The 26,642-nt window shown below is 50.2% G+C and carries 28 protein-coding genes, 2 tRNA genes, 1 rRNA gene, 1 pseudogene and 1 other annotated feature (1 of these 33 cut by a window edge); of the genes and pseudogenes, 11 read left to right on the top strand and 21 right to left on the bottom strand.

The annotated features are described in order from the left end of the window. Positions 1 to 90: 90 nt before the first annotated feature. A complete protein-coding gene (locus AAFJ72_RS00355) occupies positions 91 to 261 on the top strand; it encodes a hypothetical protein (RefSeq protein WP_005830552.1) in 171 nt (56 codons plus the stop codon). Between the two features lie 40 nt (positions 262 to 301). On the opposite strand, the gene AAFJ72_RS00350 is transcribed toward AAFJ72_RS00355, so the two are convergent. The 4 genes from AAFJ72_RS00350 to AAFJ72_RS00335 all read right to left on the bottom strand — a co-directional run bounded on the left by AAFJ72_RS00350 (position 302) and on the right by AAFJ72_RS00335 (position 2,834). Further along, positions 302 to 526, bottom strand: a complete 225-nt coding sequence (locus tag AAFJ72_RS00350; RefSeq protein ID WP_432775697.1) for a sulfurtransferase TusA family protein — start codon at positions 524 to 526, stop codon at positions 302 to 304. A gap of 14 nt (positions 527 to 540) precedes the next feature. Further along, entirely contained in the window at positions 541 to 1,701 is a 1,161-nt protein-coding gene (locus AAFJ72_RS00345) for an MBL fold metallo-hydrolase (protein WP_432775696.1), read from the bottom strand. Positions 1,702 to 1,714: 13 nt separating this feature from the next. Further along, a complete protein-coding gene (locus tag AAFJ72_RS00340) occupies positions 1,715 to 2,302 on the bottom strand; it encodes a sulfurtransferase TusA family protein (RefSeq protein ID WP_432775695.1) in 588 nt (195 codons plus the stop codon). Between the two features lie 443 nt (positions 2,303 to 2,745). After that, positions 2,746 to 2,834 (bottom strand) — tRNA-Ser (locus AAFJ72_RS00335). Between the two features lie 162 nt (positions 2,835 to 2,996). Here AAFJ72_RS00335 and AAFJ72_RS00330 point away from each other — a divergent pair. Continuing rightward, on the top strand, positions 2,997 to 3,716 hold the full coding sequence (locus AAFJ72_RS00330; RefSeq protein ID WP_432775694.1) for a pseudouridine synthase: 720 nt from the start codon (positions 2,997 to 2,999) through the stop codon (positions 3,714 to 3,716). 64 nt (positions 3,717 to 3,780) lie between these two features. On the opposite strand, the gene tadA is transcribed toward AAFJ72_RS00330, so the two are convergent. Then, the gene (gene tadA, locus AAFJ72_RS00325) at positions 3,781 to 4,260 is read right to left on the bottom strand and encodes a tRNA adenosine(34) deaminase TadA (RefSeq protein ID WP_432777126.1); all 480 of its coding nucleotides are present in this window, start codon (positions 4,258 to 4,260) and stop codon (positions 3,781 to 3,783) included. 167 nt (positions 4,261 to 4,427) lie between these two features. Here tadA and AAFJ72_RS00320 point away from each other — a divergent pair, with 167 nt between their 5' ends. From AAFJ72_RS00320 to nagE, 5 genes are all read left to right on the top strand, one after another. Further along, on the top strand, positions 4,428 to 4,925 hold the full coding sequence (locus tag AAFJ72_RS00320; RefSeq protein WP_432775693.1) for a ribonuclease H-like YkuK family protein: 498 nt from the start codon (positions 4,428 to 4,430) through the stop codon (positions 4,923 to 4,925). Between the two features lie 334 nt (positions 4,926 to 5,259). Then, on the top strand, positions 5,260 to 6,120 hold the full coding sequence (gene glcT, locus AAFJ72_RS00315) for a glucose PTS transporter transcription antiterminator GlcT (RefSeq protein ID WP_432775692.1): 861 nt from the start codon (positions 5,260 to 5,262) through the stop codon (positions 6,118 to 6,120). Between the two features lie 147 nt (positions 6,121 to 6,267). After that, positions 6,268 to 6,765 carry a PTS sugar transporter subunit IIA gene (locus tag AAFJ72_RS00310; RefSeq protein WP_432775691.1) on the top strand — a complete coding sequence of 166 codons (498 nt, stop codon included), beginning with the start codon at positions 6,268 to 6,270 and terminating at the stop codon, positions 6,763 to 6,765. A 28-nt stretch (positions 6,766 to 6,793) separates the two neighbouring features. Then, positions 6,794 to 7,057, top strand: coding sequence for an HPr family phosphocarrier protein (locus tag AAFJ72_RS00305; RefSeq protein WP_432775690.1), 264 nt, complete (start codon positions 6,794 to 6,796; stop codon positions 7,055 to 7,057). A 185-nt stretch (positions 7,058 to 7,242) separates the two neighbouring features. Continuing rightward, on the top strand, positions 7,243 to 8,682 hold the full coding sequence (gene nagE, locus AAFJ72_RS00300; RefSeq protein WP_432775689.1) for an N-acetylglucosamine-specific PTS transporter subunit IIBC: 1,440 nt from the start codon (positions 7,243 to 7,245) through the stop codon (positions 8,680 to 8,682). Positions 8,683 to 8,827: 145 nt separating this feature from the next. Here the strand turns inward: nagE and AAFJ72_RS00295 are convergent, their stop codons facing one another. Both AAFJ72_RS00295 and AAFJ72_RS00290 read right to left on the bottom strand, forming a co-directional pair. Next, positions 8,828 to 9,031, bottom strand: a complete 204-nt coding sequence (locus AAFJ72_RS00295; RefSeq protein WP_432775688.1) for a hypothetical protein — start codon at positions 9,029 to 9,031, stop codon at positions 8,828 to 8,830. Between the two features lie 44 nt (positions 9,032 to 9,075). Beyond that, the gene (locus AAFJ72_RS00290) at positions 9,076 to 9,279 is read right to left on the bottom strand and encodes a helix-turn-helix domain-containing protein (RefSeq protein ID WP_122905179.1); all 204 of its coding nucleotides are present in this window, start codon (positions 9,277 to 9,279) and stop codon (positions 9,076 to 9,078) included. 167 nt (positions 9,280 to 9,446) lie between these two features. On the opposite strand from AAFJ72_RS00290, the gene AAFJ72_RS00285 reads away from it, so the two are divergent. Next, positions 9,447 to 9,809, top strand: a complete 363-nt coding sequence (locus tag AAFJ72_RS00285) for a helix-turn-helix domain-containing protein (RefSeq protein WP_122905178.1) — start codon at positions 9,447 to 9,449, stop codon at positions 9,807 to 9,809. A gap of 152 nt (positions 9,810 to 9,961) precedes the next feature. Here AAFJ72_RS00285 and AAFJ72_RS00280 read toward each other — a convergent pair whose 3' ends face one another. Beyond that, complete coding sequence (locus AAFJ72_RS00280) at positions 9,962 to 10,306, bottom strand: winged helix-turn-helix transcriptional regulator (RefSeq protein WP_122905177.1); 345 nt, start codon at positions 10,304 to 10,306, stop codon at positions 9,962 to 9,964. A 199-nt stretch (positions 10,307 to 10,505) separates the two neighbouring features. Between AAFJ72_RS00280 and AAFJ72_RS00275 the strand changes: the two genes are divergently transcribed. Then, the gene (locus AAFJ72_RS00275; RefSeq protein WP_432775687.1) at positions 10,506 to 10,916 is read left to right on the top strand and encodes a DoxX family protein; all 411 of its coding nucleotides are present in this window, start codon (positions 10,506 to 10,508) and stop codon (positions 10,914 to 10,916) included. A gap of 110 nt (positions 10,917 to 11,026) precedes the next feature. On the opposite strand, the gene AAFJ72_RS00270 is transcribed toward AAFJ72_RS00275, so the two are convergent. The 5 genes and pseudogenes from AAFJ72_RS00270 to AAFJ72_RS00250 all read right to left on the bottom strand — a co-directional run bounded on the left by AAFJ72_RS00270 (position 11,027) and on the right by AAFJ72_RS00250 (position 13,840). Beyond that, a complete protein-coding gene (locus AAFJ72_RS00270) occupies positions 11,027 to 11,248 on the bottom strand; it encodes a hypothetical protein (protein ID WP_432775686.1) in 222 nt (73 codons plus the stop codon). 278 nt (positions 11,249 to 11,526) lie between these two features. Continuing rightward, the gene (locus AAFJ72_RS00265; RefSeq protein ID WP_122905263.1) at positions 11,527 to 12,132 is read right to left on the bottom strand and encodes a hypothetical protein; all 606 of its coding nucleotides are present in this window, start codon (positions 12,130 to 12,132) and stop codon (positions 11,527 to 11,529) included. An 18-nt stretch (positions 12,133 to 12,150) separates the two neighbouring features. Continuing rightward, complete coding sequence (locus AAFJ72_RS00260; protein WP_122905174.1) at positions 12,151 to 12,726, bottom strand: hypothetical protein; 576 nt, start codon at positions 12,724 to 12,726, stop codon at positions 12,151 to 12,153. A gap of 609 nt (positions 12,727 to 13,335) precedes the next feature. Further along, positions 13,336 to 13,450 (bottom strand): annotated as a pseudogene (locus tag AAFJ72_RS00255) (helix-turn-helix transcriptional regulator); the annotation flags it as partial. A gap of 313 nt (positions 13,451 to 13,763) precedes the next feature. Next, positions 13,764 to 13,840: transfer RNA gene (locus AAFJ72_RS00250), tRNA-Arg, on the bottom strand. A 72-nt stretch (positions 13,841 to 13,912) separates the two neighbouring features. Here AAFJ72_RS00250 and AAFJ72_RS00245 point away from each other — a divergent pair. Further along, a complete protein-coding gene (locus AAFJ72_RS00245; protein WP_122905173.1) occupies positions 13,913 to 14,140 on the top strand; it encodes a hypothetical protein in 228 nt (75 codons plus the stop codon). A gap of 240 nt (positions 14,141 to 14,380) precedes the next feature. Here the strand turns inward: AAFJ72_RS00245 and aceA are convergent, their stop codons facing one another. The 7 genes from aceA to guaB form a co-directional block, all read right to left on the bottom strand. Continuing rightward, positions 14,381 to 15,670: an isocitrate lyase gene (aceA, locus tag AAFJ72_RS00240; RefSeq protein ID WP_122905172.1), complete on the bottom strand. Its 1,290-nt coding sequence runs from the start codon at positions 15,668 to 15,670 to the stop codon at positions 14,381 to 14,383. Between the two features lie 33 nt (positions 15,671 to 15,703). Beyond that, a complete protein-coding gene (gene aceB / locus AAFJ72_RS00235; protein WP_432775685.1) occupies positions 15,704 to 17,311 on the bottom strand; it encodes a malate synthase A in 1,608 nt (535 codons plus the stop codon). Positions 17,312 to 17,788: 477 nt separating this feature from the next. Continuing rightward, entirely contained in the window at positions 17,789 to 19,069 is a 1,281-nt protein-coding gene (gene serS / locus AAFJ72_RS00230) for a serine--tRNA ligase (protein WP_432775684.1), read from the bottom strand. A gap of 52 nt (positions 19,070 to 19,121) precedes the next feature. Then, positions 19,122 to 19,342: a binding site (T-box leader), on the bottom strand. 136 nt (positions 19,343 to 19,478) lie between these two features. Further along, positions 19,479 to 20,054, bottom strand: coding sequence for a pyridoxal 5'-phosphate synthase glutaminase subunit PdxT (pdxT, locus tag AAFJ72_RS00225; RefSeq protein WP_122905169.1), 576 nt, complete (start codon positions 20,052 to 20,054; stop codon positions 19,479 to 19,481). A 10-nt stretch (positions 20,055 to 20,064) separates the two neighbouring features. After that, positions 20,065 to 20,949: a pyridoxal 5'-phosphate synthase lyase subunit PdxS gene (gene pdxS / locus AAFJ72_RS00220; protein WP_122905168.1), complete on the bottom strand. Its 885-nt coding sequence runs from the start codon at positions 20,947 to 20,949 to the stop codon at positions 20,065 to 20,067. Positions 20,950 to 21,058: 109 nt separating this feature from the next. Beyond that, entirely contained in the window at positions 21,059 to 22,366 is a 1,308-nt protein-coding gene (locus AAFJ72_RS00215) for a D-alanyl-D-alanine carboxypeptidase family protein (RefSeq protein ID WP_432775683.1), read from the bottom strand. A gap of 210 nt (positions 22,367 to 22,576) precedes the next feature. After that, on the bottom strand, positions 22,577 to 24,037 hold the full coding sequence (gene guaB / locus AAFJ72_RS00210; RefSeq protein WP_122905166.1) for an IMP dehydrogenase: 1,461 nt from the start codon (positions 24,035 to 24,037) through the stop codon (positions 22,577 to 22,579). 167 nt (positions 24,038 to 24,204) lie between these two features. Here guaB and AAFJ72_RS00205 point away from each other — a divergent pair, with 167 nt between their 5' ends. After that, positions 24,205 to 25,236 carry a YaaC family protein gene (locus tag AAFJ72_RS00205; protein ID WP_432775682.1) on the top strand — a complete coding sequence of 344 codons (1,032 nt, stop codon included), beginning with the start codon at positions 24,205 to 24,207 and terminating at the stop codon, positions 25,234 to 25,236. Between the two features lie 116 nt (positions 25,237 to 25,352). Here the strand turns inward: AAFJ72_RS00205 and AAFJ72_RS00200 are convergent. Further along, positions 25,353 to 26,642 (bottom strand): 23S ribosomal RNA (locus tag AAFJ72_RS00200); it runs 1,685 nt beyond the window's last position.

The following is a 26,642-nucleotide window of genomic DNA, read 5'->3' as shown; positions in this document are numbered from 1 at the left end:
ATCGCGCAAGAATGCCCTAGCCACTTTTCAAATACCTGTTCGTCAGGTAAAATAAAAACCAAGTAAATTACTGTGATTAGGATGATTTAAATGGTCCGTTATTTAAAAACCATTTTTCAGCATCGCTGCCCCACTTGCAAAGAACCGCTGCGCTCCCAGCGCAACAACCTGCTTTGCGAAAAAATTTGCCCCAACGGCCATTTTCGCGAGGAAGTCTACCCTCACCTTGGCGTTCGCATTGTCTATGAAAACAAGGACTAAGCAAACACTTTTTTTGCGCGTGCCTGCTTAGTCTTGTCGCTTACCGCTTTTTCACCAAAAACTTGTATACCCCGTTCTCCACTTCATGAGCCAGCAGCTCGTTACCTGTCTGCTTCACCCATGCAGGAAAGTCCTGGAGTGATCCTTTGTCCGTCGAAAGCACTTCCATGGTTTGCCCCGGCTTTAGCGTATCCAGCGCCTTTTTCGCTCTCACAATCGGCATTGGGCAAGCCAGACCTTTTGTATCTACGACGATGTCAGCCATGTCTATCTTCCCCCTTATTTATCGTGAACGGCGCAACGATTTGGCCCTGTTTCCATCTCGCGCTGCTCTTCTTCATCGGGCTGCAATCTGCCCATGTTGACTTGACGGATTTCCTGATAGGCGTTGGGCTGTGGCGGCAACTGCCCGGTAACAACACGCCGGAACTCAGCTTCATTGGCGATGTTCAAGCCCGGATTGTCGCGGTACAAATCGCCCAAGCGCGCTGATACGACGCCACCCGGCCCCCACTCTGCATAGCTGCCAAAATGGGCGGGCAAAACCACCAGTTCTTTGGACAGCTCTTGATACCGATTATACAAGGTGTCGCGCAGGTCTCCTACCCAATCTTGCGCTTTCCCAGCCAAATCCGGCCGCCCGATTGATGCCACGAACAAAATGTCACCTGTGAGAAAATACGTGTCGTCGACAAGCAAGGACGTGCTGCCGATGGTATGTCCCGGCGAATAGATCGGCAAAATCGAAATGCTGGTCGCGCCAACCTGAATGACTTTGCCTTCCTCCAGCTTTTCATAGGCAAACGTCACTTCCTCCGCGTCCTTTTCCGGGAGCCAGTACATAGCGCCTGTGCTTTTTGCCAGCTTCCTGCCGCCTGATATATGGTCGGCGTGCAAATGAGTGTCAATCGTATGGGTAATGGTCAGGTCGCGCTCTTTGGCAAATGCTTCATAAACGCCAGTCATGCGCACCGAATCGACAATGGCTGCTTCCCGGCCGGAGACAATCATGTAGGACAGGCACCCTTTTCCGATGCGGACAAATTGATAAATCTCCCCGCCATCGCGCAAGTCGCCCACTTTGACAGGCTCCAGATGCTCGCTCCACGCCTTCATTCCGCCTTGCAGGTAGTACACGTCGTCCACGCCCGCTTCCGCCAGTTGCTCTGCCACGAAAACGGACGAGCCTTCCTTGGCGCAGACCACGAGTATGTTTTGATTCGCCGGGAGCTTGCCGACGATCTCTCCTACCCCATCGATCAGCTCGAAATACGGGGCATTGAGGCTCTTGACCCGGTGGCCTTCGATGCGCCAGTTTGCATAGTCCTCTTGGTTGCGCACATCGAGAATGAACAGCTCCTCCTGGTCAAAAAGCAGCCGAGTCAACTCGTGCGCCGTCATTTTTTTCACCTTGGTCTGTTGGTGTTGCAGGTTGCTCATGCCAATCTCCCCCTCACTGGTTTTCTACCGGGCCAGCCCAACCAGCCATGCCCGGAATGACATTTTTTACGCGGGAAAAGCCTTTTTCCGCCAGCAACTGGCACGCCAGATCGCTGCGTTTGCCAGAACGGCAGATGACAAACATGTCCCGGTCCGTCGGCAACTCATCGAGATGCTGCTCCAATACCCCCAAGGGTATTGATTTGGCCGCAGCAATCCGTTGAAACGCATATTCGGCAGGTTCCCGCACGTCTATCAGCAGAAACGGTTCTGCGGATTGCAGCCTGGCTTGCAGCTCTTCGTTCGTGATCGTGTGCGGGAATCTCGTCTCTGCCTTCGTCTCCTGCGGACTGGCCTTTCTGAGAAAATGCCTCAGAACGTCCCCCTCCTGAATCGTGCCTAAATAGTGGTGCCCGGTATTGTTTGCCCAGCCCTTCATGTCAGCGAGCGAGCCTTTGTCAGTAGCTTGCACCTCGACGACCTGACCTGGAGCGATTTGCTCCATCGCTTTTTTGGTGCGGACGACAGGCATCGGGCAAGCGAGCCCTTTGCAGTCCAAAACTTTATCAGCAGAAAAATGCGGTTGTGCTTGTGCAGACATATGTGTTTCCTCCTTGGGCTTTTAGTGGAGTTTGAGTTGAAGGACAGGTTTGGGGTTATGGGATTTTGTTTATACATATACCCCTATGGGTATTATAATATGTGCAAAGGTTTTCGCTGTCAACAGGGGCGGTTTGTCTTTTTTGAAAAAGAGGCATTGTCCGGTGCAGAGCTTGCGGTTGGTGAGGGGTTTTAGGAGGCTGTCACGAATCGTTGGGATTCCGGCGTTTTGACGTGACCTAACAGGCACAGGTATCGTATTTTTTCATAATGGATAAAAAAATGAATTATTACGTCACTTGGAGGAGCACAATGAAACTGGCAGCATGCATCAAGGAAAAGAAGATACGGGCAACAGAGCTGGAAGTGTGGGGGCCGTATTTTTGCAGGCGGTGAGGGAACAAAAAATGACCCAACGGATTTTCCGTTGAGCCACTTGGTAAGCGGAGAGAGTGGGATTCGAACCCACGCACGCCTCACGACGCCTAACGCATTTCGAGTGCGTCCCCTTATGACCACTTGGGTATCTCTCCATATTTTCGTTTGTCAGAAACATTATTTACTATAGCAAATCCGAGTCAAAAGTGCAAGAGCCAACTTCTGGGCTGCCCCTTGATTTGCTCGCCGCATTAGGCCAAACTAATAACAACACCCGGTAAGGGGATTTTTGACCAGAAGAAAAGCGAGGAACATACATGAAACGAGAACGTTTGGACAAGGTGCTGGCGAATATGGCGTTCGGCACACGCAAGGAAGTGAAAGCGCTGGTGAAGCAAGGTCTGGTCGTCGTGGACGGCGTGGTCGCGACCGATCCGGGCATGCACGTCATTGCCGAACAGCAGGACATCACCGTAGACGGGGAACCGCTCAACTTCAAGCGCTGGGTTTACATCCTGCTAAACAAACCCCCTGGGGTCGTGTCCGCAACCGAAGACAACGTGCATCAAACGGTAGTCGACCTGCTTCCGTATGAATGGGCAGTCAAGGTGCATCCGGTAGGCCGACTGGACATCGACACAGAGGGGCTGCTGATTCTGACCAACGACGGTCAGCTTTCACACAGCCTGCTGTCCCCGAAAAAGAAAGTGGACAAGGAGTATTTTGCCCGCATAGACGGCCCGGTCACAGAGCGGCATGTACAGGAATTTGCCAAAGGGATTGAATTGGAGGATTTCACCACACTGCCGGCAAAACTGGAGATTTTGTCTTCGGGAGAAACTTCCGAGGTTCGCGTGACAATTATGGAAGGAAAGTTCCACCAGGTAAAACGAATGTTTGCCGCCTTCGGTCTGCATGTCACCTACCTCAAGCGCATCCGCATGGGCCCGCTCCACCTCGACCCGGCACTCGCTCCCGGCGAATACCGCGAACTGACCGAGGAAGAGCTGCACCTGCTGCAAAACGTAAGCAAATAATCAAACGCCTGGATTCCCGGCATGCTGCCTGCAAGCGAGCCGGACGGCGTTCGCGACAGTCGGATCAACCATTCTCCGACTGTCTTTTTTTGCGCAACCCGCGGAAAAAGTCTTTGAGCATCTGGGCACATTCCTCTGCGAGAACGCCCTCCATAACAGGAACCTGGTGATTGAAGCGCGGTTCGGCCAGCAGGTTCATCAATGTCCCGGCACACCCTGCCTTTGGATCGGAGGCTCCGTACACTACCTGCTCGATACGGCTCTGCACAATCGCCCCGGCACACATCGGGCAAGGCTCCAGTGTGACGTACAGCGTGCAGCCGATCAGCCGCCAGCCGCCCAGCCGTTCACTGGCTTCACGGATTGCGATCATTTCCGCGTGCAGCGTAGGGTCTTTTTGCGTTTCCCGCAAGTTGTAGCCGCGTCCGACAATTTCCCCGTCGCGGACGATGACAGCGCCAATCGGCACCTCGCCGATTGCAGCCGCCTTTTGCGCTTCTTCCATGGCGGCTCTCATGTACTCTTCGTGTTTGCCTGCTTCCATCACGATGGTTAAAACTCCTTTATCGACGTTTTCAGATTAGGGTCAACAGGTTGCTTCGCGAAGTTTTTGTCCATACCTGTTCACATACTCTCCGGGAGATTACATACATTAATGGTGTACGGAATTTGTTTACGATTCACAGATAGCCGCTATCTGGAGGGATGCGAGTGGGCTTAACCTCTGCAAGCACTTTGTTTGATTGTTTTCACAGTCCGACTAGAGGACAGTTGGCGAAAGAAGACGTGTTTTCCCTCATTGAACAAACGATCACTTCCATGCATGGTCCGTTTGAGATTATCGTGGGAGCCGATTCCCAGCTGAAAAGTCGCGGAACCTTTTTCGCCCTGGTCATTACGGTGATTCGCCCCGGACATGGTGGGACCTTCTTTTATCACAAGTTTCAGGAGCGGCGCTATTCATCCTTGCAGCAGCGGATTTTTCAAGAGGCCATGTACGCGGTAGGGCTGGCCACGGAGGTTCGGCAATATTTGCGCGATCATCAGATTGATATTCCCATCCGCTTGCACTTTGACATCGGCAGAAATGGCCCTACCCGCAAGTTTATCCAGTCGCTCTTGAGTCTGGCAGAAACCAACCACTTCCGGGCGGAAATCAAACCAAACTCCTTCTGTGCCTCTACGATTGCTGACAAGTTCACCAAGTAGTAAACTGCCTTGAACAAAGCGTACAGGCGGATTGCTTCCGGACGCATCCGCCCGCTTTGTTGCGGTTCTTCATTTGCCGGCTCACGTACTTCTGGACAAACAGGCGAAATTCCTTCTGCCATGTCCAGAATCGGATACATATCCGCGTTTTTTCTATATGCACCTGATGCAAAACAGGGTGATTGACAACGTTTGTGCATGTAAGCTATTATAAGCATTAATTGAAGCGTTTTCACAAGGCGTGTTACTGGTAATGCAGGCATGAGCCGAGAAGATCTTTTTATGATTAAAAAGGTTTTTTCGGCTCTTTTTTGTCTAAAGGTGGTGGAATGGCGTGTCCCGTCAACAGGAAAAAACATATGCGATTACGCGTGTGTTGAACCATAACGTCGTGCTGGTGGAAGAACCTGGCACCAAGCTGGAAATTGTGCTGTTCGGAAAAGGAATCGGATTTGGCGCAAAGCCCGGGAACACCATCCCCGCCCATGACCCGCGTGTGGAGAAGCGCTTCAGGTTGGAAAACGAAAGCCATCAACAGCAGTACCAGACCATTCTCAGTCAGGTCGATCCGGCCGTGGTAGGAATCGCGGAAGAAATTATCGCGCTCATCGCCAGTGAAATTACACCAGAGCTCAACGAACATGTCCACGTCGCTCTGCCTGACCATATCCAGTTCGCCATTTACCGCTTGCGAAACGGCATGGAGATCGTGAATCCGTTCCTGTTCGAAATCCAGACGCTCTACACAAAAGAGTACACGCTGGCAAAACGGGCAGCAGACATGATTAAAAAAGCGTTCGCCCTGGATATTCCTGATAGCGAAATCGGTTTTCTCGCCTTGCACATTCACTCGGCGATCAGTTACCTGCCTGTGAAAAAGGCGGTACAGTTTACGAATGTCATCAGCGAACTGGTCAGCATGATCGAGCAGCGGACAGACAGAACCATCGAGCGCAACACCGTCGATTACGTCCGGCTCATCACCCATCTGCGTTTTGCTGTGGAGCGCATCCGCCAGCAAAAAACCATTCACAACCCGCTTCTCGACCGGGTCAAAACGACGATCCCGGAAGCCTACGAGCTGGCGTCCGAACTGGCTGCCTATATCTCGAACAGGCTGGAGGTCACTGTCCCGGAAGACGAGGTTGGCTACATGGCCTTGCATGTTTATCGCCTGTTGCAGCAACAGCCGTAATTCCACAAATTCAAAATGATGATAATCCTGCGTGTTACTAGTTCGACTAGGCATGAGCGGTGAGATCATACGGACATAGTAAGGATGTCGTCGTATGGGTCAGACCGTCTCATGCCTATTTTCGTTCAGACGCAAAAGGAGGAACTTATGCTACGCAGTCTCTTTTCCCGTAAAAAACAGCAGCAAGAAATCACGTTTCTGGCCCCTTTGACCGGAAGTGTTGTCCCTTTGTCGGAAGTACCTGATCCCGTCTTTGCCGGGAAAGTCGTAGGCGATGGCGCTGCGATTCTGCCTTCGGAGGGCGTCCTGTACGCTCCTGTTGACGCCAAGGTCACGCATCTTTTCCCTACCCATCATGCGATTGGCTTGTCGACAGACAGCGGCCTGGAGCTGCTCATGCACATCGGGATCGATACCGTAAAATTGCAGGGCAAAGGCTTTACCCCATTCGTCGCGGTAGGCGACCAGGTAAAAGCCGGCGACAAGCTGATTCAGTTCGACATCTCCGTCTTGCAGGAAGCAGGATGCCCGCTCGTCACCCCGATCATTATTACCAACGTCGATGCCGTCGCGGAAAAAAACGTGGTAACACACGGAAATGTCGCGGCAGGCCAGCAGCCGCTGATGACTGTCGTCCTGAAATAAAAGAAGCACCTGTTGGGGGAGGTACAACATGATTCAATTCGAAGTAACGGTCACGGTTGAAGGCGGGCTGCACGCTCGCCCGGCCGCTCTTTTGGCAAATCACTCGGCACAGTCCCAATCGAAAATCACCTTGACCAAAGGAGATAAGCAGGTGGACGGCCGCAGCATTTTGGGGATCTTGACCTTGGGCGTGACCCTGGGCGACAAGCTGCTCATATCAGTGGAGGGGGAAGACGAGGAAAAAGTCGCTTTGTCCCTTCAGCAACTGTTTGAACAGTCTTTTCATCGCTAATTGGCGGCGAAAAAAGGCGGCTACGGCCATTGGTGAACATTTATCTCCTCTTAATTGTAAGCGATTTCACCGCTCTTTTCCGATCAAAACAGTTTCTCTCCGGCCTGTTCGTTTTGCCCTTATCCCTTGTACTCATCCGGAGAGCAGCTTTTTGATATACATCTCATTCCAGGGAGGTTTTACTCATGCTTGCCTTTTTGCAACGGATTGGGAAAGCACTCATGCTTCCAGTCGCCACCTTGCCGGCAGCGGCGCTGTTGCTCCGCTTTGGCGCCATCAACTACGAGACCGAATTTCATCTTGGCGCCTCTGTTGGCGGATTTTTGAATCAGTACATTGCGCCATTTTTGTTAGCAGGCGGATCGGCCATCTTTGACAACCTGCCGCTGATCTTCGCCGTCGGTGTCGCAATCGGTCTTGCCGGAGATGCCGTTGCTGCTTTGGCTGCCGTGATCGCTTACCTGGTGTTGACCACAGTGCTCTCCAAAGTCCCCGCTGCCATGCCCTTCATCGCCGACGAGGTCAAGTTGAACATGGGCGTCCTTGGCGGTATTTTGGCGGGCGGCGTCGCTTCCTACTGCTACAACCGCTACCATAACATCAAGCTGCCGGAATGGCTCGGTTTTTTCGGCGGAAAACGGTTCGTACCGATCATCACTTCGCTTAGCATGGTCATCATCGGTCTTTTTTTCGGAATCATCTGGGGTCCGATCCAGGACGCGCTCAACAATATGGGGAACTGGATTGTCAGCCTTGGCGCTCTTGGAGCTGGTCTGTTCGGCTTCTTTAACCGTTTGCTCATTCCATTCGGTCTGCACCACGTACTCAACGCGATTGCCTGGTTCCAGATCGGAGACTTTACCGATCAGGCAGGAAAAGTCGTACACGGCGACCTGCACCGCTTCTTCGCTGGCGACAAAACGGCTGGCATGTTCATGACCGGCTTCTTCCCGATCATGATGTTCGCCCTGCCGGCAGCAGCCTTGGCCATTATCCATACAGCCAAGCCGGAAAAACGGAAAGCCATCGCTTCTGTATTTCTCGGTACCGCGCTCGCTTCTTTCCTGACGGGGATTACCGAGCCGCTCGAATTCGCGTTCATGTTCGCGGCTCCGATGCTGTATGTACTCCATGCGATTTTGACCGGGGTTTCCGGGTATATCGTGACTGCGCTTGGAATCAAGCACGGATTTGGCTTCTCTGCAGGTCTGATCGACTACGGACTGAACTTCCCGCTCTCCACAAACGCATGGTTGATTATCCCGATCGGCTTGGTCTTTGCCGTCGTCTACTACTTCCTGTTCCGCATCCTGATCGTCAAATTCGACATCAAAACGCCAGGCCGTGAAGACGATGAGGCAGTCGAAAAAGCATCTGCCAGCGGCAATTCGACACAGGAAAAGGCGCAAAAAGTGCTCGCCCTCATCGGCGGCAAAGAAAACATCGTCAGCGTCGATGCGTGCATTACCCGCCTGCGCCTCGTGCTGAAGGACGACAAGGTCGTCAATGAAAAAGGACTGAGAGACCTCGGGGCGGCAGGCGTCATGAAGCTCGGACAGGGCAGCGTCCAGGTTGTCTTCGGGACACAGTCCGAGCTGTTGAAGGACGAGATCAAAAAGATGTAGCTTCTGCTTTTTCCCCGATAAATATGCCCGGTATTGGCAACCGCCTTACCGGGCTTTTTCGTAATGGCATAGAGTCCCCTCGTTTGCATGAGATGTCTGGTCTTGTCTTGCCTGCCTTATGAACCCGGAAAATGACGCCGATTCTCTAAATATGCCGGGCATTGGAGCCAACGAGCAACCGTTCTGACGGGAACAGCTCCTTTTGCTCCAGCTCCGATTCAAACTGCATAAGCCGATCCAAAAATCCTGCACATGCTGATTCACTGTATGGCGCCATCATCTCGATTTCGTAGGATAATGTTTTTTTCCATAATTCCAGCTGTCTCTTGTTCGCCTCCCATGCTTCCAATTGCGCCCACTCCTTATTCGATAACTTTGCTAAAACAACAAAATTCAACTCATAAAAAGTTCATGCAGACCACACTTCAGCTTCTTGGCCAAAACAGGCAGATGGTTTGCCTTGAAGTCATACTCTCCCTTCTCGTATTTCAAGTATGTCGAAGCGTTTCGAAAACCGAGTGACTCCGCCATTTCCTGCAGCGTGAGCTTGCACTCACTTCTACGTTTTGCGATAAATGGGAGGTTTAGACGTTCCATATTTAGTTCCCTCTTCCCTTGCAGAAATGGCAAATATTTATAGTTACATGATAGCGTTTCAATTTCTGCAAAGTCAATACAATCTTTTGTCGTTTTAGCAATCCTGTTTTTTCCGTTATGGAAAATTGTTAGAATGATATTGCCAAAACGAAAAAGGTGGTTTCACGATGTCCATAGTCGGTCAAAGGATAAAATGGCTGCGCGAACAAAAGCGGTGGTCACAAATCCAGTTAGCTGAAAAGCTCGGCATTCACAACACAGTTTTGTCCCGAATTGAATCCGGTGAAAAGAAAGGTGTAGATTCCCAGTTAATTTCCAAAGTCGCCGACCTGTTTGACGTATCGACTGATTACCTTCATGGCCGAACAGACAACCCGACGCCGTTTTGGCGGCAGGCCTCTGTCCGGGAAACACCTGTTCCCTTTTTGGACATTGACGGGTTAACAGAAGACGAACTTCTTGAGATCAAGCGGCATATCGAATTTGTCAAATGGAAATCAAAACAGAACGTGCCGCAGGAAGACAGCTAGAGAACTGCGAAAGCTTCTCTTCAAGGCTAAAATGCTTCATCATTGCCTTCCTATTGTATACAGATAAAAAAGAAAGCCCCTGAACGCCAGGGGTTTTTAGCTTTGCCAACAGCAGCGCCAGCGAAGCTGTGCTTCAACATGTATGCTCTGTTTTATTTTGCGCTGTCCTCTGTACTTGCCGAGTCCAACTCGATCCAGCTCTGAGCCCATGATTCAATCCCTTTGATGACCGGCTCAAGAGCCTTCCCCATCTCCGTCAACGAATACTCCACCCGGACAGGAGCCGAGTCCGTAAACACTTGCCTATGCACAAGCCCTTCCTTCTCCAGATCCTTCAGCCGTTCAGAAAGTAGCCTTCCGCTTATCGGCAAGGCCCCTTCCAAAGCACAGAAACGCTGTGGTCCAGAAAGCAGTTGGTACAAGATTAACCCTGTCCACCGTTTCCCCAGCAGTTGCATGCCTTTTTCAAACTTCGGACAGAGGGAAGACTGTTTCATTCGTATCACCTCATTCTCCTTCCAGTATACCGCTCTTTCTTCAATCCATCAAAATGAATGATTACTGAATGCCTAACTATTCGCACTTTCCAATTAATGCAAATTCCCGTAACGTATTGACACGGAAAGTAATTATTGTATACTTACTAACTAAAAGTAACTTTGTTACTGATATAAATTAACGCGGAGGTCTTAATACATGGAAAACCGTTTTGAATGGAGCGCCCTTGTTTTGCGTATCGTCATTGGCCTTACATTTGTCATCCACGGCATCGACAAGTTTCAGATGGGACTGGAGAACGTGGCCGGGTTCTTTGGCACAATGGGACTCCCTGCTTTTCTCGCCTACCTGGTGGCTTTCCTGGAGGTTGTCGGCGGGGTCGCCCTGATCGCCGGACTTCGCACTCGTGTCTTTTCCGCAGTGCTGGCTGTCATCATGATTGGTGCTATTGTCAAAGTAAAGCTGGCAGCCGGCTTCATGGGCGGAGAAAACGGCGCTGGCTATGAGTTCGACCTTGCCCTGTTGGCCATGCTGATCGCACTCAGCATCAGCGGCAGCTCCAAGTTCGGCCTCGATTCCATTTTGTTTGGAAAAAGAGCGGTTGAGTAAGGCGTAGGCGTAGCACCGTCTCGTGACCCACGCAAAAAAGCCAGTGAGCAAAGGCGGTGTTTCTGCCTTCGTCGCTGGCTTTTTTACAATGGAATGCGAGCGGGTAGTCATTAAAATTTTTGCGGGAACTCATCCAGCATTTTTTTGTTGATGATCCTGATCTTTTCGGGCGGCGAAGTCTTGTTTTCCGCACTGATAAAGACCGAGTTGTCTCCCGCTTTGTACAGAAGCAGATACTTTCCGTTGGCCATGCTTTCCCCTTCATCTACAGGCGTACCCCATCCCTGCTGAATCGTTTCCAGTGTAGCCGTCCCCAGGCGACTGCCCGCCATCCAAAAAGTCTTGCTTGACCACCGCGCCGTACCGCTTGATAACTTCTTCCTTTTTCATTCCGATTGCAATGTCGAAGCCATTGATTTCGTTACTTGCGAGCAGCTTTAGAAAGTTGTCATCTAAGATCAGTTGCGCGGTGATTTTTGTTTAATAATAGTACGTTGTTCGGTGTTGTCTCATTTCAAAAAACAGGTTACTTTGAATGAGGTACAAAAAACCTTTTTTTATTTACTAAAAATAGCCCCCGAACAGTTCGGAGGCAACTACATATGAACGGCTAATTATACTTTTCCAGAACTTCTTTTTTTAATTTCTTAAACTGCTCAACATTCTCACCGAAATATTCTCTTTCCTCTAAACTACGGTAAGTATCATCAGGTTGTGCTTGTTTCGCTTTTGTGTTCTGCATCCCTGCGCTAATATCATATTTACCTTGATACATTCCAATAATGGCATACCCTTCTTTGTCACCTGTATCCCTCAAAAACAATACGTAAGTGCCTTCTTCATTCATGAGATTATATCCTTCGATGGTATCAAAAACATCCCCATCAAAATAAGCTGGCTCATATACAGAGATTTTATCTCCCTCTTCGAGACTCCCCTTGTAAACCTTTTGGATTTTTACTTCGGACTTTGAAGCCGTTTTTACCTCGCCTTCCCCGAGATTCCATTCTTTTAATGATCTCTTTCCAGTAAATTCGGCCTGCACGATATAACCTGAATATTTTTCAACCTCTTCAATATTTTCAAACTGAATAAAATCAGCTTGACTTATAGCCACTCGATAATCTTTTTGGGGAACATTTAATTGTTGATAAGAAAATGCCCCTCCTATTAACAAAGCTATTGCAGCAATCGAAACAGTAATTGATTTTTTCATAACTCCACCCACTTCCACCTAGTATTTCCAAGATAAATTATCTCTATCTAATTGTGTTGGATCTGTGAGGCTCAACTTTCCCTGCTGCATAATTGAATTCGAAGTTTGATGAACTAGTCCAAGTCCATGACCAAATTCATGAATGGTAGTTTTTCTACGGTTTGCAGAACTGTAGTTATAGTAATCCATATACTCACGGTTTAAATATATTTTCACTCTATCCCATGCCTCTGTCCCGTAGTGTCTTTGGTAAGTATCATCGTCGTCCAAATAATATACGCGAGTTTCTCCTGCATAATCCAATCCTAGTTGACCCGCAGCAACCCTCAAATCATAACTAGAAGCAGAAGCATTAGTATCATAATTAATATTAGCCCCAGAAATACCTTCGTAGTCTGATATAGCTTCGGTAACTGCACCTAGTAGATTCTCATCTGCAACAGAAGCATTGATATAGGTATCAATATCCTTGACATAATTTGCTGTTGGAGTAGTATCAAAAAACGCATCGCCCCTCCTTAATTCGGCATACGCTACGTTGGATAAAGTAAAAGCTCCTAGCAAGACTAAAGTAAATACACTTTTTTTATTCATATCCTATGCTCCTTTTCGTAATATTTGATACATTTTATGTAAATATAACCTCTTTTTACTTATTAATATATTTAGATTTCCTTTTTTTGTCAACAGGAAATACGATAAGTTTGCTGCCGCATTTCGTCTGTCATTTCTGTTCGGATCACTTAAACTGTCTCTCACATACATGTAACAAAGAACCTCACCTAGTGATTACAGTTGTTATGGAAGACTGGCTATGGACCAAGAGATTTACGTGTTCCCTTTTCAGGAGTGAATTCACCACCGAGATATCAGCGAAGTGTATTGCAAGAATGCCCCGTTAGACAGGAAATTTCACGAATAATCTTGCCTTCTGCTAACGATATCACTATCCCACTCCTTAGCATGTGTCTTTCTCTAAAGATTAGCCTGGGCCTTAATACCGAAGAGAATATATTCGCTGGGGGGTTATTTTCTTTCCTGCGAACCTGGGTCAATTGTTTTCCGGCGGTAACAATGAACAATACAATTCCAGAGGACGCGAAGTTTTTTCACTAATGATAGTACGTTATTCGGCGGCGTTTCGTTTCCAAAAACAGGTATTTCATTTCCAAAAAGGTTATTTTGATTAACACCTGTCACCGCTTATGGACAGTATAGGAGAAATCTTTTTGCAAACCTGCCAAGGCCTCTTTGGCATCTTCCTGCCCTTGATGTGCTCACCCAGGAAAAGCAACCAATTTGTTATTTCCGTTAACTCTTTTTTGATGATTTTTGGCGGTTCAAATGCAACCGTCTAGGCGGGAGAGTAAAACGGTTTGGTATTGGGGGAAATGTGAATTTCTGTAGTCAGGAAATAAGGACGATCTTCGGGTCAACGTCATGTATATCTTTGATGATCCTAGAGACATACCGTTGGTTTTACGTTGTGGAGGTTGGGAATGAAGTTGAAGTTCACCAGCCAGAAGGCTCAGCTTACCGGAACAATTGGAGATTCATTTTGTCATAGTAAGAGTATTTGAGAGGCAGCAAAAAGACAAAGCCACCCCAAACAACGGAGTGGCTTCCATCAATGGCGTCCCCGAGAGGACTCGAACCTCCGACACGCAGTTTAGGAAACTGCTGCTCTATCCTGCTGAGCTACGGGGACATATATGGTTAGTGGCAAAATCCTTCTTCTGGAATCTCACCTACCTTACTATTATATGCAGGGACTCACATTTTGGCAAATGCAGCGGTCATCTTCACCCGCCATCATCTGCAAATCGAGGTGATAACCATGCCCGTCTGGTTGCTCGTCGCAATCATTTGCGTGGGCCTCTTGCTGATTGGGGGCGTAATCGAGTGGAGGTTGAAAAGGAAAAAGCAAAAAATCTCGCCCAACCACAGCCCATGCAGTTCGCTCGATCAAGGATTCGATACGAGGGATCGCGACGATTTTATCCCGTGAATCCAGTACAACACCTTGGAACAGACAAATATCCCCCTGAACAACAAGACACACAGGAATTTTGCTAACCGAAAAACAAGCATCACCCGCAAAAAAAGCCTTGGCATCATCCCAAGGCTTTTTTGCATTTCAAAAATACTCCTGCTTCAAACAGGCTTCTTTTGCCGTCCGGACATCACAACCGCCGCCCACCCAATCGGCTTCGTTTTTCCGCACTTTTTATATTGGTTATGAGCAAAGTTAGTTATGAGCAAACTGCTCTTCTTCTGTCGATCCGGTCAAAGCTGTGGTCGAAGAAGTTCCGCCAGCGATCACTTGTGCTACTTCATCGAAATAGCCGGTACCAACCTCACGCTGATGGCGAGTCGCTGTATAGCCATGGACCTCGCTCGCGAATTCAGCCTGCTGCAATTCGGAGTAAGCAGCCATTCCGCGATCGCGGTAGCCGCGCGCCAGCTCGAACATGCTGTGGTTCAGTGCATGGAAGCCTGCGAGCGTGACGAATTGGAACTTGTAGCCCATCTCTCCCAGCTCCTCCTGGAAGCGAGCGATTGTTTCCTCGTCGAGTTTCTTCTTCCAGTTGAAGGATGGGGAGCAGTTGTACGCCAGCAGTTTGCCTGGATATTTGGCATGGATTGCTTCTGCAAAGCGACGTGCTTCCTCCAGGTTTGGCTCGGAAGTCTCGCACCAGATCAGGTCTGCATACGGCGCGTAAGCGAGTCCGCGAGCTATTGCTGCATCCAGCCCACCACGCAGGCGGAAAAAGCCTTCTGGCGTCCGTTCTCCAGTGAGGAACGGCTGGTCAGCTGGATCGATGTCGCTCGTAATCAGGAAGGCGCCGTTTGCGTCTGTACGCGCGACAATAATCGTCGGAACACCCATGACGTCAGCAGCAAAGCGAGCCGAAATCAGGTTGCGGACAGCAGCCTGCGTCGGGATCAGCACTTTTCCGCCCATGTGACCGCATTTTTTCTCAGAAGCGAGCTGGTCTTCAAAATGCACACCTGCCGCTCCCGCTTCAATCATGCTTTTCATCAGCTCAAACACGTTCAGAGGCCCGCCAAAGCCCGCTTCCGCGTCAGCGACAATCGGAGCAAACCAGTACGTATCTGTTCCGCCCTCGGCCTGGTCGATCTGGTCTGCACGCTGCAGAGCCTGGTTGATTCTTTTTACGACGTGAGGAACACTGTTGGCCGGGTAAAGGCTTTGATCGGGATACATTTGACCGGAAAGGTTCGCGTCAGCCGCCACTTGCCAGCCGCTCAAGTAAATCGCCTTCAGCCCCGCTTTTACTTGCTGGATGGCCTGATTCCCGGTCAAAGCCCCCAACGCTTTGATGTGATGCTCGGTATGCAACAGATTCCACAGTCGCTCGGCACCCAGTCGCGCCAATGTATGTTCGATTTGCACAGACCCGCGCAAACGGTATACGTCCTCAGCAGAATACGGCCGGGTAATTCCCTTAAAACGCTCGGTGTTCCAGCTTTGCTCAATTTGTTGAATGGCTTCCTGCTTGGTTTGTTTGCTCATGTTCTTTTCCCCCACTCTTTTTTATTTTGGCTATTACAGATAGCGATAGCCCGGTACTGTCAGAAAATCCTCGAATTCGTTCTCTGTCACCAGCTTCAGGAACAGCTCTCCGGCAGCCTGAAATTTGCTGTTTTCATAACGTTCCTGGCCAATCGCTTGTTTCAATGCCTGCAATTCCTCACTAAGCCATTGCTTGACCAGAGCCTCGGTAATTTTTCGGCCATCCTGGAGCACGCCTTTTGGATGACGAATCCAGTGCCACACCTGAGTCCGGGAAATTTCCGCGGTCGCCGCATCCTCCATCAGATTGTAGATCGGCACTGCGCCATGCCCGCGCAGCCACGCTTCGATGTACTGCAAGCCTACACTTATGTTTGTACGTACGCCTTCTTCCGTAATGGCGCCCTCTGGTACAGCCAGCAGGTCGCTTGCCGATACCTGCACATCCTCGCGTTTGTACCAGATCTGGTTCGGCTCTCGCATCAAGCGGTTGAATACCTCCATCGCCACTGGCACCAGTGCGGGATGGGCCACCCATGTACCGTCGTGCCCGTCGTAAGCTTCCCGCTCCTTGTCAGCGCGTACTTTGGCGAGCGCTTCCTCGTTTTTGACCGGGTCGTTTTTCACCGGAATCTGGGCAGCCATCCCGCCAATGCAAGGAGCCTGGCGTTTATGGCACGTCTTCACCGCCAACGTGGTGTAGGCCCTCATAAACGGAACCGTCATCGTGACTTGCGCCCGGTCAGGAGTGATGACATGCGGCTGATTCCGCAGCTTTTTAATGTAGCTGAAAATGTAATCCCAACGCCCGCAGTTCAATCCCGCGCTATGCTCCCGCAGTTCATACAAAATCTCATCCATCTCAAAGGCTGCGAGAATCGTTTCGATCAGAACCGTCGCCCGAATCGTACCGCGCGGAATATTCAGTTCCTCCTGGGCAAACACAAATACATCGTTCCAGAGACGCGCTTCCAGGTGGCTTTCCAGCTTCGGCAGGTAGAAGTACGGGGCCGTCTTGTTCGCGATCAAGGCATCGACGTTGTGGTAAAAGTAGAGCCCAAAGTCGAGCAGGCTGCCGGAAATCGGCTTTTGATCGAGAAGGATATGTTTTTCATCGAGATGCCAGCCACGCGGCCGCACGATCAATACCGCTGTTTTCTCATTGAGGGTGTATTGCTTTCCTTGCGGGCTGGTGTATGAGATGTTGCGGCGGACAGCGTCCTTCATGTTGATCTGGCCCTGAATCGTATTCTCCCAGGTAGGCGAGTTTGCGTCCTCAAAATCTGCCATGAAGACGCGTGCGCCCGAATTGAGTGCGTTGATAACCATTTTGCGGTCGCCTGCTGGCCCGGTAATCTCCACCCGGCGATCCAGCAGATCATGTGGAAGCGGAGCTACCGTCCAATCTCCGTTGCGAATCTCGGCTGTTTCCGGCAAAAAGTCGGGCAGTTGCCCGGCATCTATTTTCAATTGGCGTTCCTGACGTGCGGCAAGCAATTGCTGCCTTCTGTCGCCGAACTTTTGCTCCAGCTTGATGACGAACTGGATCGCCTCTGGTGTGAGAATATCCTCGTAGCCGGAGCGCATCTCGCCGGTAATCTGGATTTCCAGCGGATATGGATTGGTTGGAATCGTAGTCAAACCTGTTCACCTTCCCTTGATAGCACCTAAATTATTATGGTACAGAATTAATTTTTAGAAATTATTATAGTACAGAAGGTTCAAAAAAAATGGCTTAATCCTGGTATCCGCTGCCACTGCAATGACTGCAGATCACATGTCCGTCCCCCAAACAATGATGGCAAGCCGCTCCGTTGTCATCATGACCAACGCCTCCACACCGTGGGCAATTCTGTTCGCCGTTTCCTTCACACCGATAGCAGTTCATTTCCCATTCCCTCCACTTCTGTATTAAAACAATATTCTTTTAAGTTGTTTTTATTATATAACAGAGATTGGTACAGTGCAACACAATTTTCTAAAAATTATAACTGTAATAGTACACATTTTCCGAGCTGTCTTGTCCCCCATGCTCTCTCGCCTTTTCCCCGCCCCAAAAAGAAAGCAGCCTCTGATCCAATAAAGAAAGATCAAAGGCTGCTGTGCTTATCCTGCTGCTTATTTCGGCTCGATTTTGGCTACTCCGCCCATGTACGGACGCAGCACTTCCGGAATGGTAATGCTTCCGTCTTCCCCCTGGTAGTTTTCCAAAATCGCCGCTACGGTGCGGCCAATAGCGAGGCCCGAGCCGTTCAGTGTATGCACGAACTCCGGCTTCGATTTGGTGTCGCGGCGGAAACGAATATTGGCGCGACGAGCCTGGAAATCTTCGAAGTTCGAACAAGACGAGATTTCGCGGTACGTGTTCGAGCTTGGAAGCCATACCTCCAAGTCGTATTTCTTCGCTGCCGTAAATCCGAGATCGCCTGTACACATGCTCATGACGCGGTACGGAAGTCCAAGCAGTTGCAGCACCTTCTCGGCGTTTTTCACCAGCTTCTCCAGCTCGTCATACGAATCTTCCGGTTTGACGAATTTCACCAGCTCTACTTTGTTGAATTGGTGCTGGCGAATCAGCCCGCGTGTATCGCGGCCAGCCGATCCCGCTTCCGAACGGAAACAAGCGCTGAAAGCAGCATAGTAGCGCGGCAGATCGTCTCCATCCAGAATTTCATCCCGGTGCATGTTGGTGACTGGCACCTCTGCGGTCGGGATCAGGAAGTAGTCTGGTCCCTCCAGCTTGAAAGCATCTTCCTCGAACTTCGGCAACTGTCCGGTTCCGGTCATGCTTGCACGGTTTACGATATATGGCGGGATAACCTCTTCGTAACCGTGCTCAGTGGCATGCAGGTCCATCATGAAGTTCATCAATGCGCGCTCCAGGCGGGCTCCCAGTCCTTTGTAAAAGACAAAGCGGCTTCCTGTTACTTTTGCTGCCGTCTCAAAATCGAGAATCCCTGTCTGGCTGGCGAGCTCCCAGTGCGGCTTTGCCTCAAAGCCAAAGTTGCGCGGCTCGCCCCACGTCCATGCCACTACGTTGTCGTCTTCCGATGTACCAATCGGTGTGCTCTCATGCGGCAGGTTAGGCAGGCTCAGCAAAATGAGCTCCAGCTGCTCATCCAGCTTGCGCAGCTCTTCGTCCAGCTTCTTGATGTGTTCGTTTACTTCCTTCATTGCCGCGATCAGGTGGTCGGCATTCTCTTTGTTGCGCTTCATGACCGCTACTTGCTCGGAAACGGTATTTCGTTTATTTTTCAGCGCCTCTGCTTCCTGAATTACTTGACGGCGCTTTTCATCGACCTCTGCAAACTGATCCAGAGCCGAAATATCTTCATTGCGATGCGCCAAACGGCGTTTTACCCCTTCCAAATCCTGACGCAGTATTTTGACGTCCAACATGTTCGAATCCCTCCGAATCCATAATCAAAATGCAAAAAACACCCGTCCCCTCATAAGGGACGAGTGTTGTGTACCCGCGTTGCCACCCTCGTTGATACATGCCCATCCTGGCGCATCTATCCACTCCATCCGTCATAACGGGACGGTTCCGGACAAAGTTCATTCCTTTGCCACTCCGAGATGGATTCCTTCACAGACCGGATCGGTTCGCACCACCCACCGACTCTCTACACCAGGTTGATGTGAAGTACTTGTTCTCATCATCGCATTCTCATTCATACCTATTTCTATTGTTAACTGTACTACAAGTTCTATACGTATGTAAAGGGCGCTCCGCCATCATCTTGTAACAAAAAGAAAAGACCAGCATTTGGCCAATGCCGATCTTTTCATGCAAGCGTCACTTCAATCAGTTTCGGTATTCCTTCACCATGTCGAGGAAGTATTTGTGCATTCTTGTATCTTCCGTCAATTCCGGGTGAAAGGCAGCCGCCAGGTAATGCCCTTCTCGCGCTACCACGATCTTTTCTTCGTACTTGGCCAGCACTTCTGCGTTTTCTCCGACTTCCATAATATATGGTGCCCGGATGAACACTGCCGGGTAATCTGCACCGACGCCAGCTACAGGCATTGTCACCTCGAAGCTTTCCTTTTGGCGGCCAAAGGCATTTCGCTCCACCTTAATATCCATCAACCCGAGATGGCAGTCATCTTGCCCCTCAATCTGTTTGGCCAAAAGAATCGCGCCTGCGCAAGTACCGAAGATCGGCTTGCCTGCTTTTCCGAACTCGCGGAGCGCGTCCATGAATCCGTACTTGTGCATCAGCTTGCTGATCGTCGTGCTTTCTCCGCCGGGGAGAACCAGTCCGTCGAGTTCGTCCAGCTCTTCCACCTTTTTGACGGGAACAGCTGTCGCCCCAGCCTCTTCCAGCATGCGCAGGTGTTCTGCTACAGCTCCTTGCAAAGCGAGTACACCGATTTTCATTCTGCTCACCTTACCAGCCACGCTCTTGCATGCGATCCGCCTCGCGAATTTTGGAAATCTCGATTCCGGTCATTGGACTTCCCAAACCTTTGGATACGCGAGCGATCAGTTCGTAGTCTGTGTAGTGCGTAGTCGCTTCAACGATTGCGCGAGCGAATTTCTCCGGATTTTCCGATTTGAAAATACCCGAGCCGACAAACACGCCGTCAGCCCCGAGCTGCATCATCAAAGCCGCATCTGCCGGAGTCGCTACGCCACCAGCGGCGAAGTTCACTACAGGCAGCTTGCCGGTTTTGTGTACTTGTTCCAGCAGCTCGTATGGGGCACCCAGATTTTTCGCTTCGGCCATCAGCTCATCGTAAGACATTGCTTGCACTTTGCGGATTTGCGCCATCATCGTGCGCATGTGGCGAACGGCTTCTACGATGTTTCCGGTTCCTGGCTCACCTTTTGTCCGAATCATGGACGCCCCTTCACCGATACGGCGAAGCGCTTCACCCAGATCACGCGCACCACATACAAACGGCACAGTGAATTCTTTTTTATTGATGTGGTACAGATCATCGGCCGGGGTCAAAACTTCACTCTCGTCAATGTAATCGACACCCATCGATTCCAGTACGCGCGCTTCTACAAAGTGTCCGATACGAGCTTTTGCCATAACAGGGATCGAAACAGCGTTCAGCACTTCCTCCACAATGCCAAGATCAGCCATACGAGCTACTCCGCCAGCCGCACGAATGTCAGAAGGTACGCGTTCCAATGCCATGACAGCTACAGCACCGGCAGCTTCAGCAATTTTTGCCTGCTCGGCGTTCACAACGTCCATGATGACGCCGCCTTTTTGCATCTCAGCCATACCTTTTTTTACGCGGGACGTTCCTACTTGTACCATGTGAAAATTCCCCCTACATCATGAAGTCAGAACCGTAACTGTTATGCTCTGTTATGGTTCTTCGTTACCGTCATTGTAAACGATAGATGAGGGGGAATACAATAGTTATTTAATTTCCTGTTCCACTACTGAACAAATTGCTGAAAAATTGAATGATGCTGCGGAAGAACAAACGAATCCAGCTCGCCTCTTCGACCTCCTGGCCTGCCACCAAATCCGCGCCTGCTTTTGCTGCATCTTCCGGCTGCAGGTAGTCGGTGTCTTTCGCTCCTTCTTCTTTCAGGACGAGCTTGCCGATGACTTGTCCTGCCTTAATGGGAGCATTCAAATCCTGGAAGGTAACGGTCGGCGTCAACTTTGCCTCGGTTCCGATCTTGGTCACTACTTTCACTTCACTGCCCGTTACAGCCGGCACGTTCAATTCGACACCGTTCTTTACCGGTGCGGTTTCAAAACCTTTGACCGGAGCACCTTTATCCATTTGCTTCGTTAATTTGAAATTGCTAAAGCCGTAGTCAAAAAGCTTGTTGGTTTCCACGAAGCGTTTTGTTTTACTGTCTGTCCCCATCACGACAGAAATCAAGCGCATGTTATCACGCACGACAGTACCCGTAAAGCAATAACCGGCTGCTTGTGTATAGCCCGTTTTTAATCCGTCTACACCTGGATAGTAATTGGGCAGATCAGGCAGCATCCAGTTGTTATTCGCCATTTTCAATTCATTTTTAGAGCCGGGACGGAAGGTGAAACGCGGGATTTTCGATACTTCCAACGCTTCCGGAAAATCACGAATCAGGTTTCTGGCGAGGATAGCCGAATCACGCGCGGACATCAGATTTTCCACTTGATCGGTCTGGACGGAGTATGGACCCAACTCATTTGCCGGCAAGCCGCTGGATGTAACGAAAGATGTATTTTTCATCCCAAACTCGGCAGCCTTCTTGTTCATCATCTGCACGAAGTTGGCTTCATTGCCCGCTATCTTTTCAGCAAGCAGAACAGTAGCATCGTTGGCAGAAACGACAGCCATTGCATTGTACAGCTCCCTGACTGTAAAAGATTCCCCCAGATTCAGGTACACTCCGGACGTATCAGAGATTCTTGCCACATAGAAAGCATATTCACTGACAGGCACCTTTTCGTCCCAGCTGATTTTCTTCTGCTTGACCGCTTCCAGTACAAGGTATTCCGCCATCATCTTGCTCATGCTGGCAGGAGGCAGTGGGACGTCTGGATTCATGCTATATAAAACTTTTCCCGTAGATGCCTCTAATAGAATGGCAGATTTTGCAGCCAGTTGTAGATCTGCTGCAGGTGCTGCATCGGCCTTCGTCGCTGCTCCTCCCATTGCGGTAGCAAACATAGCGACAGAAAGGATCAGACCTGTCAGTCGTGTCTTCCAAGTAGTTCGCTTCATCGTTTCTTCTCACTCTCCAATTCTGTCATAAGTCTATACGGTAATTGGGCACCAAGTGTAAGTGTAACATACCATTACGACCGCATTGAAGCCCAAATAGACTCATTAGCAAGTAATGGATTGGATGGTAGATCATCGTTTTTGACATACAAAAGGGGGCGTCTCAAAGCCGACATGACGACTTTTGAGACAGCCCCCAGATTGTTTAACCTATGAAATCGAGTAGTTTGGCGATTCCTTCGTGATTTGCACATCGTGCGGATGGCTTTCGCGCAAGCCGGCACCTGTGATACGGATAAACTGCGAGTTTTGAATCAAGTCTTCAATTGTTTTGGCTCCGCAGTAGCCCATACCTGCACGCAGACCGCCGATCAACTGATAAGTCACGTCCGCCAAAGGCCCTTTGTATGGAACACGGCCCTCGATGCCTTCTGGAACAAGCTTTTGTTCGTTCTCCTGGAAGTAACGGTCCTTGCTTCCTGCTTTCATCGCGCCAATCGAGCCCATTCCGCGGTATACCTTGAAGCGGCGTCCTTGGAAAATCTCGAACTCGCCCGGGCTTTCCTCCGTTCCGGCAAACAGACTGCCGATCATGATCGCCGAAGCACCCGCTCCGATTGCTTTTGGCAAATCACCGGAGTATTTAATGCCGCCGTCGGCAATAATTGGAATATTGTACTCGCGCGCTACTCGGGCGCAATCGTAAATGGCAGTGATTTGCGGCACACCGATACCGGCTACGACACGCGTTGTACAAATGGAGCCTGGACCGATCCCGACTTTGACAACGGATGCCCCTGCTTCGATCAGGTCGCGAGTGGCTTCTCCTGTTGCAACGTTTCCTGCCACGATTGTCAGGTTTGGATATTCCTTGCGAAGTGCTTTTACTGTCTCGATAACACCTTTGGAATGCCCATGCGCTGTATCGACGACAAGCACGTCTACACCTGCCTGTACGAGCGCCGCCGCACGATCAAACGTATCTGCGGAAACCCCTACTGCCGCCCCACACAGCAAACGCCCTTGCGGGTCCTTGGCTGCTTGCGGGTATTGAATCGCTTTTTCAATATCCTTAATGGTAATAAGGCCACGCAAAATGTTATTTTCATCGACCAGCGGCAGTTTTTCGATTTTGTGCTTTTGGAGAATCGCTTCGGCTTGCTGCAGGGTGGTTCCAACCGGAGCTGTAACCAGATTCTCTTTTGTCATGACTTCCTTGATTGGTGTCGAGTAGTCATGGACAAAACGCAAATCGCGGTTGGTTAAAATCCCAATGAGATGATTTTCTTCGTCGACGATCGGAACACCGGAAATGCGGTATTTCCCCATCAGCGCGTCCGCCTCTGCGACGGTGTGATTCTGGGTCAAAGAAAATGGGTTGGTAATGACCCCGCTTTCCGAGCGCTTCACGCGATCTACTTCACTCGCCTGCTGCTCGATCGACATGTTTTTATGGATGATCCCAATACCACCCTGACGCGCCATAGCAATCGCCATGGCTGATTCCGTTACTGTATCCATTCCGGCACTAATCAGGGGGATGTTCAAGCGGACAGTCTCGCTCAGTTTTACACGAACGTCCACATCCCTTGGCAAAACTTCGGATTTTGCTGGAATGAGCAGCACATCATCAAATGTTAGTCCTTCTTTGACAAATTTATCTTCCCGCACAGTAGAAAGCCCCTCTCGGCAAATATTTTAAGACAGTTTAACAAACGGCATAATTTACTGTCAAGGAATGAGTTAAATGTTCGGTTATGGAGTTTATTAGACAGATAAATCAAAAAAATCACTAGAAAAAACAACCAGATCACGAAAGTTACTGAAAGGTGGTTACAATGAATTCTGCATGGAAAATGTTCCGGTTTTTCGAAACGGAGCCTACCGCCCGTAAATATTTGACTGCCTGCTATGACAGCTTGGGATTGGAGCATGCTGAACGCCTTGCCTTTCAGCAAAGTTCCCGCTTTCTTTTTTTATGGAAGCAAGCGAGGCAGTTTTATACGACAGCAGCAGAAGCTGACTTGTCCATCCAGCCGTTGCTGCTCTTTTATGGTTGCTCCCACCTGCTGAAAGGGTTGCTGCTCACCCGCGATCCATCCTATCCGCAAAACAGCCGAGTGCTCCAGCACGGGGTCACTACGCGAAAGCTGAAGAAAAACAACTACCTGCTGCTAGAAGATGAGGTCCGTCCACAAAAAGAGGGCTTTTTTGCTCTATTGGCCAAGCTCTTTCATCTTTCCCCTATGCAGGATCGCTATTCGATACATGATTTGTTTGCTTCCATACCCGCATTCAGCGATGTTTATGCGGCTTTGACTGAAAAGCCGCAGCACTGGCTGCAAGTTCCCTGGAGCAAAATTTACGCAGTCGAACAAGCTCCGTCTGACTGCCAACCGTGGGTCCAGATTGCTTTTCCTGAAGCCATGGACGGGCCTTTGGCGTATTCACCGGAAACCTTCCTTCAATACATCAACAGAGTCGCTCCAGAGGGCTCTCGTTTGCCATTGCGCAGGTCAGAAGACAATTCTAAACGTCTCCTTCTCCCTGCATCCGCCCTGTCCCAATTGGAGCAGTATCCTTTGTTTCGCTGGCAGAAGCGCCGCCTTTTCTTTTGGAATGGCTCGCCTGATTCTCTGCCTCTTCCCGAGTGGGCCAGCCACTTCTTGCTTTTGTATTTGCTCGGCATGCTTTGCCGGTATGAAACGGAGTGGTGGGGGGAGCTGGTCTTATCCCACGGCCTTGCTGAACGCTACCTCGTGGAGCTTTTTTTGGAGCACCATATGTCTAGCTACCCCACTGTTATTATGAAACAGATCCAGCAAAAAAACTCTGCGCTCCCACAAGGTTTCTCTTTGGATGATTGCTGAGTTAATTTTGCCTAGGTATACAAAAAAGCTGCATTCTCCATTACTCGCAAAAGTAATCGGGAATACAGCTTTTTCTTATTCCTTCAAAACTGGATCTGCATGTTTGCCAAGCATGTGTGGATAAGTCCTCGACCGATTAGTATTCGTCAGCTCCACGCGTTGCCGCGCTTCCACACCGAACCTATCAACCTCATCGTCTATGAGGGGTCTTACCAGCTTAACGCTGTGGGAAGTCTCATCTTGGAGGGGGCTTCACGCTTAGATGCTTTCAGCGCTTATCCCGTCCGCACATAGCTACCCAGCTGTGCCACTGGCGTGACAACTGGTGCACCAGCGGTGCGTCCATCCCGGTCCTCTCGTACTAAGGACAGCTCTCCTCAAACTTCCTACGCCCGCGACAGATAGGGACCGAACTGTCTCACGACGTTCTGAACCCAGCTCGCGTACCGCTTTAATGGGCGAACAGCCCAACCCTTGGGACCTACTTCAGCCCCAGGATGCGATGAGCCGACATCGAGGTGCCAAACCTCCCCGTCGATGTGGACTCTTGGGGGAGATAAGCCTGTTATCCCCAGGGTAGCTTTTATCCGTTGAGCGATGGCCCTTCCATGCGGAACCACCGGATCACTAAGCCCGACTTTCGTCCCTGCTCGACTTGTAGGTCTCGCAGTCAAGCTCCCTTCTGCCTTTACACTCTGCGAATGATTTCCGACCATTCTGAGGGAACCTTTGGGCGCCTCCGTTACCTTTTAGGAGGCGACCGCCCCAGTCAAACTGCCCACCTGGCATGGTCCTCTCGCCCGATGAGGGCGACGAGTTAGAAACTCCGTACATCAAGGGTGGTATCCCACCGACAGCTCCACAGAGGCTGGCGCCCCTGCTTCTCAGCTTCCCACCTATCCTGTACATGATGCACAAAGTTCCAATACCAGGCTACAGTAAAGCTCCATGGGGTCTTTCCGTCTTGTCGCGGGTAACCTGCATCTTCACAGGTATTATGATTTCACCGGGTCTCTTGCCGAGACAGCGCCCAAGTCGTTACGCCTTTCGTGCGGGTCGGAACTTACCCGACAAGGAATTTCGCTACCTTAGGACCGTTATAGTTACGGCCGCCGTTTACTGGGGCTTCGGTTCAAAGCTTCGCTTGCGCTAACTCATCCCCTTAACCTTCCAGCACCGGGCAGGCGTCAGCCCCTATACTTCGCCTTGCGGCTTCGCAGAGACCTGTGTTTTTGCTAAACAGTCGCTTGGGCCTTTTCACTGCGGCCCCCTCGGGCTATGAACCCTACCGGGGCGCCCCTTCTCCCGAAGTTACGGGGCCATTTTGCCGAGTTCCTTAGCAAGAGTTATCCCGCGCACCTTAGGATTCTCTCCTCGCCTACCTGTGTCGGTTTGCGGTACGGGCA

Source organism: Brevibacillus gelatini, assembly GCF_050920745.1.
GTDB lineage: Bacteria > Bacillota > Bacilli > Brevibacillales > Brevibacillaceae > Brevibacillus > Brevibacillus gelatini.
This window is presented reverse-complemented; position numbering and strand designations above follow the sequence as displayed.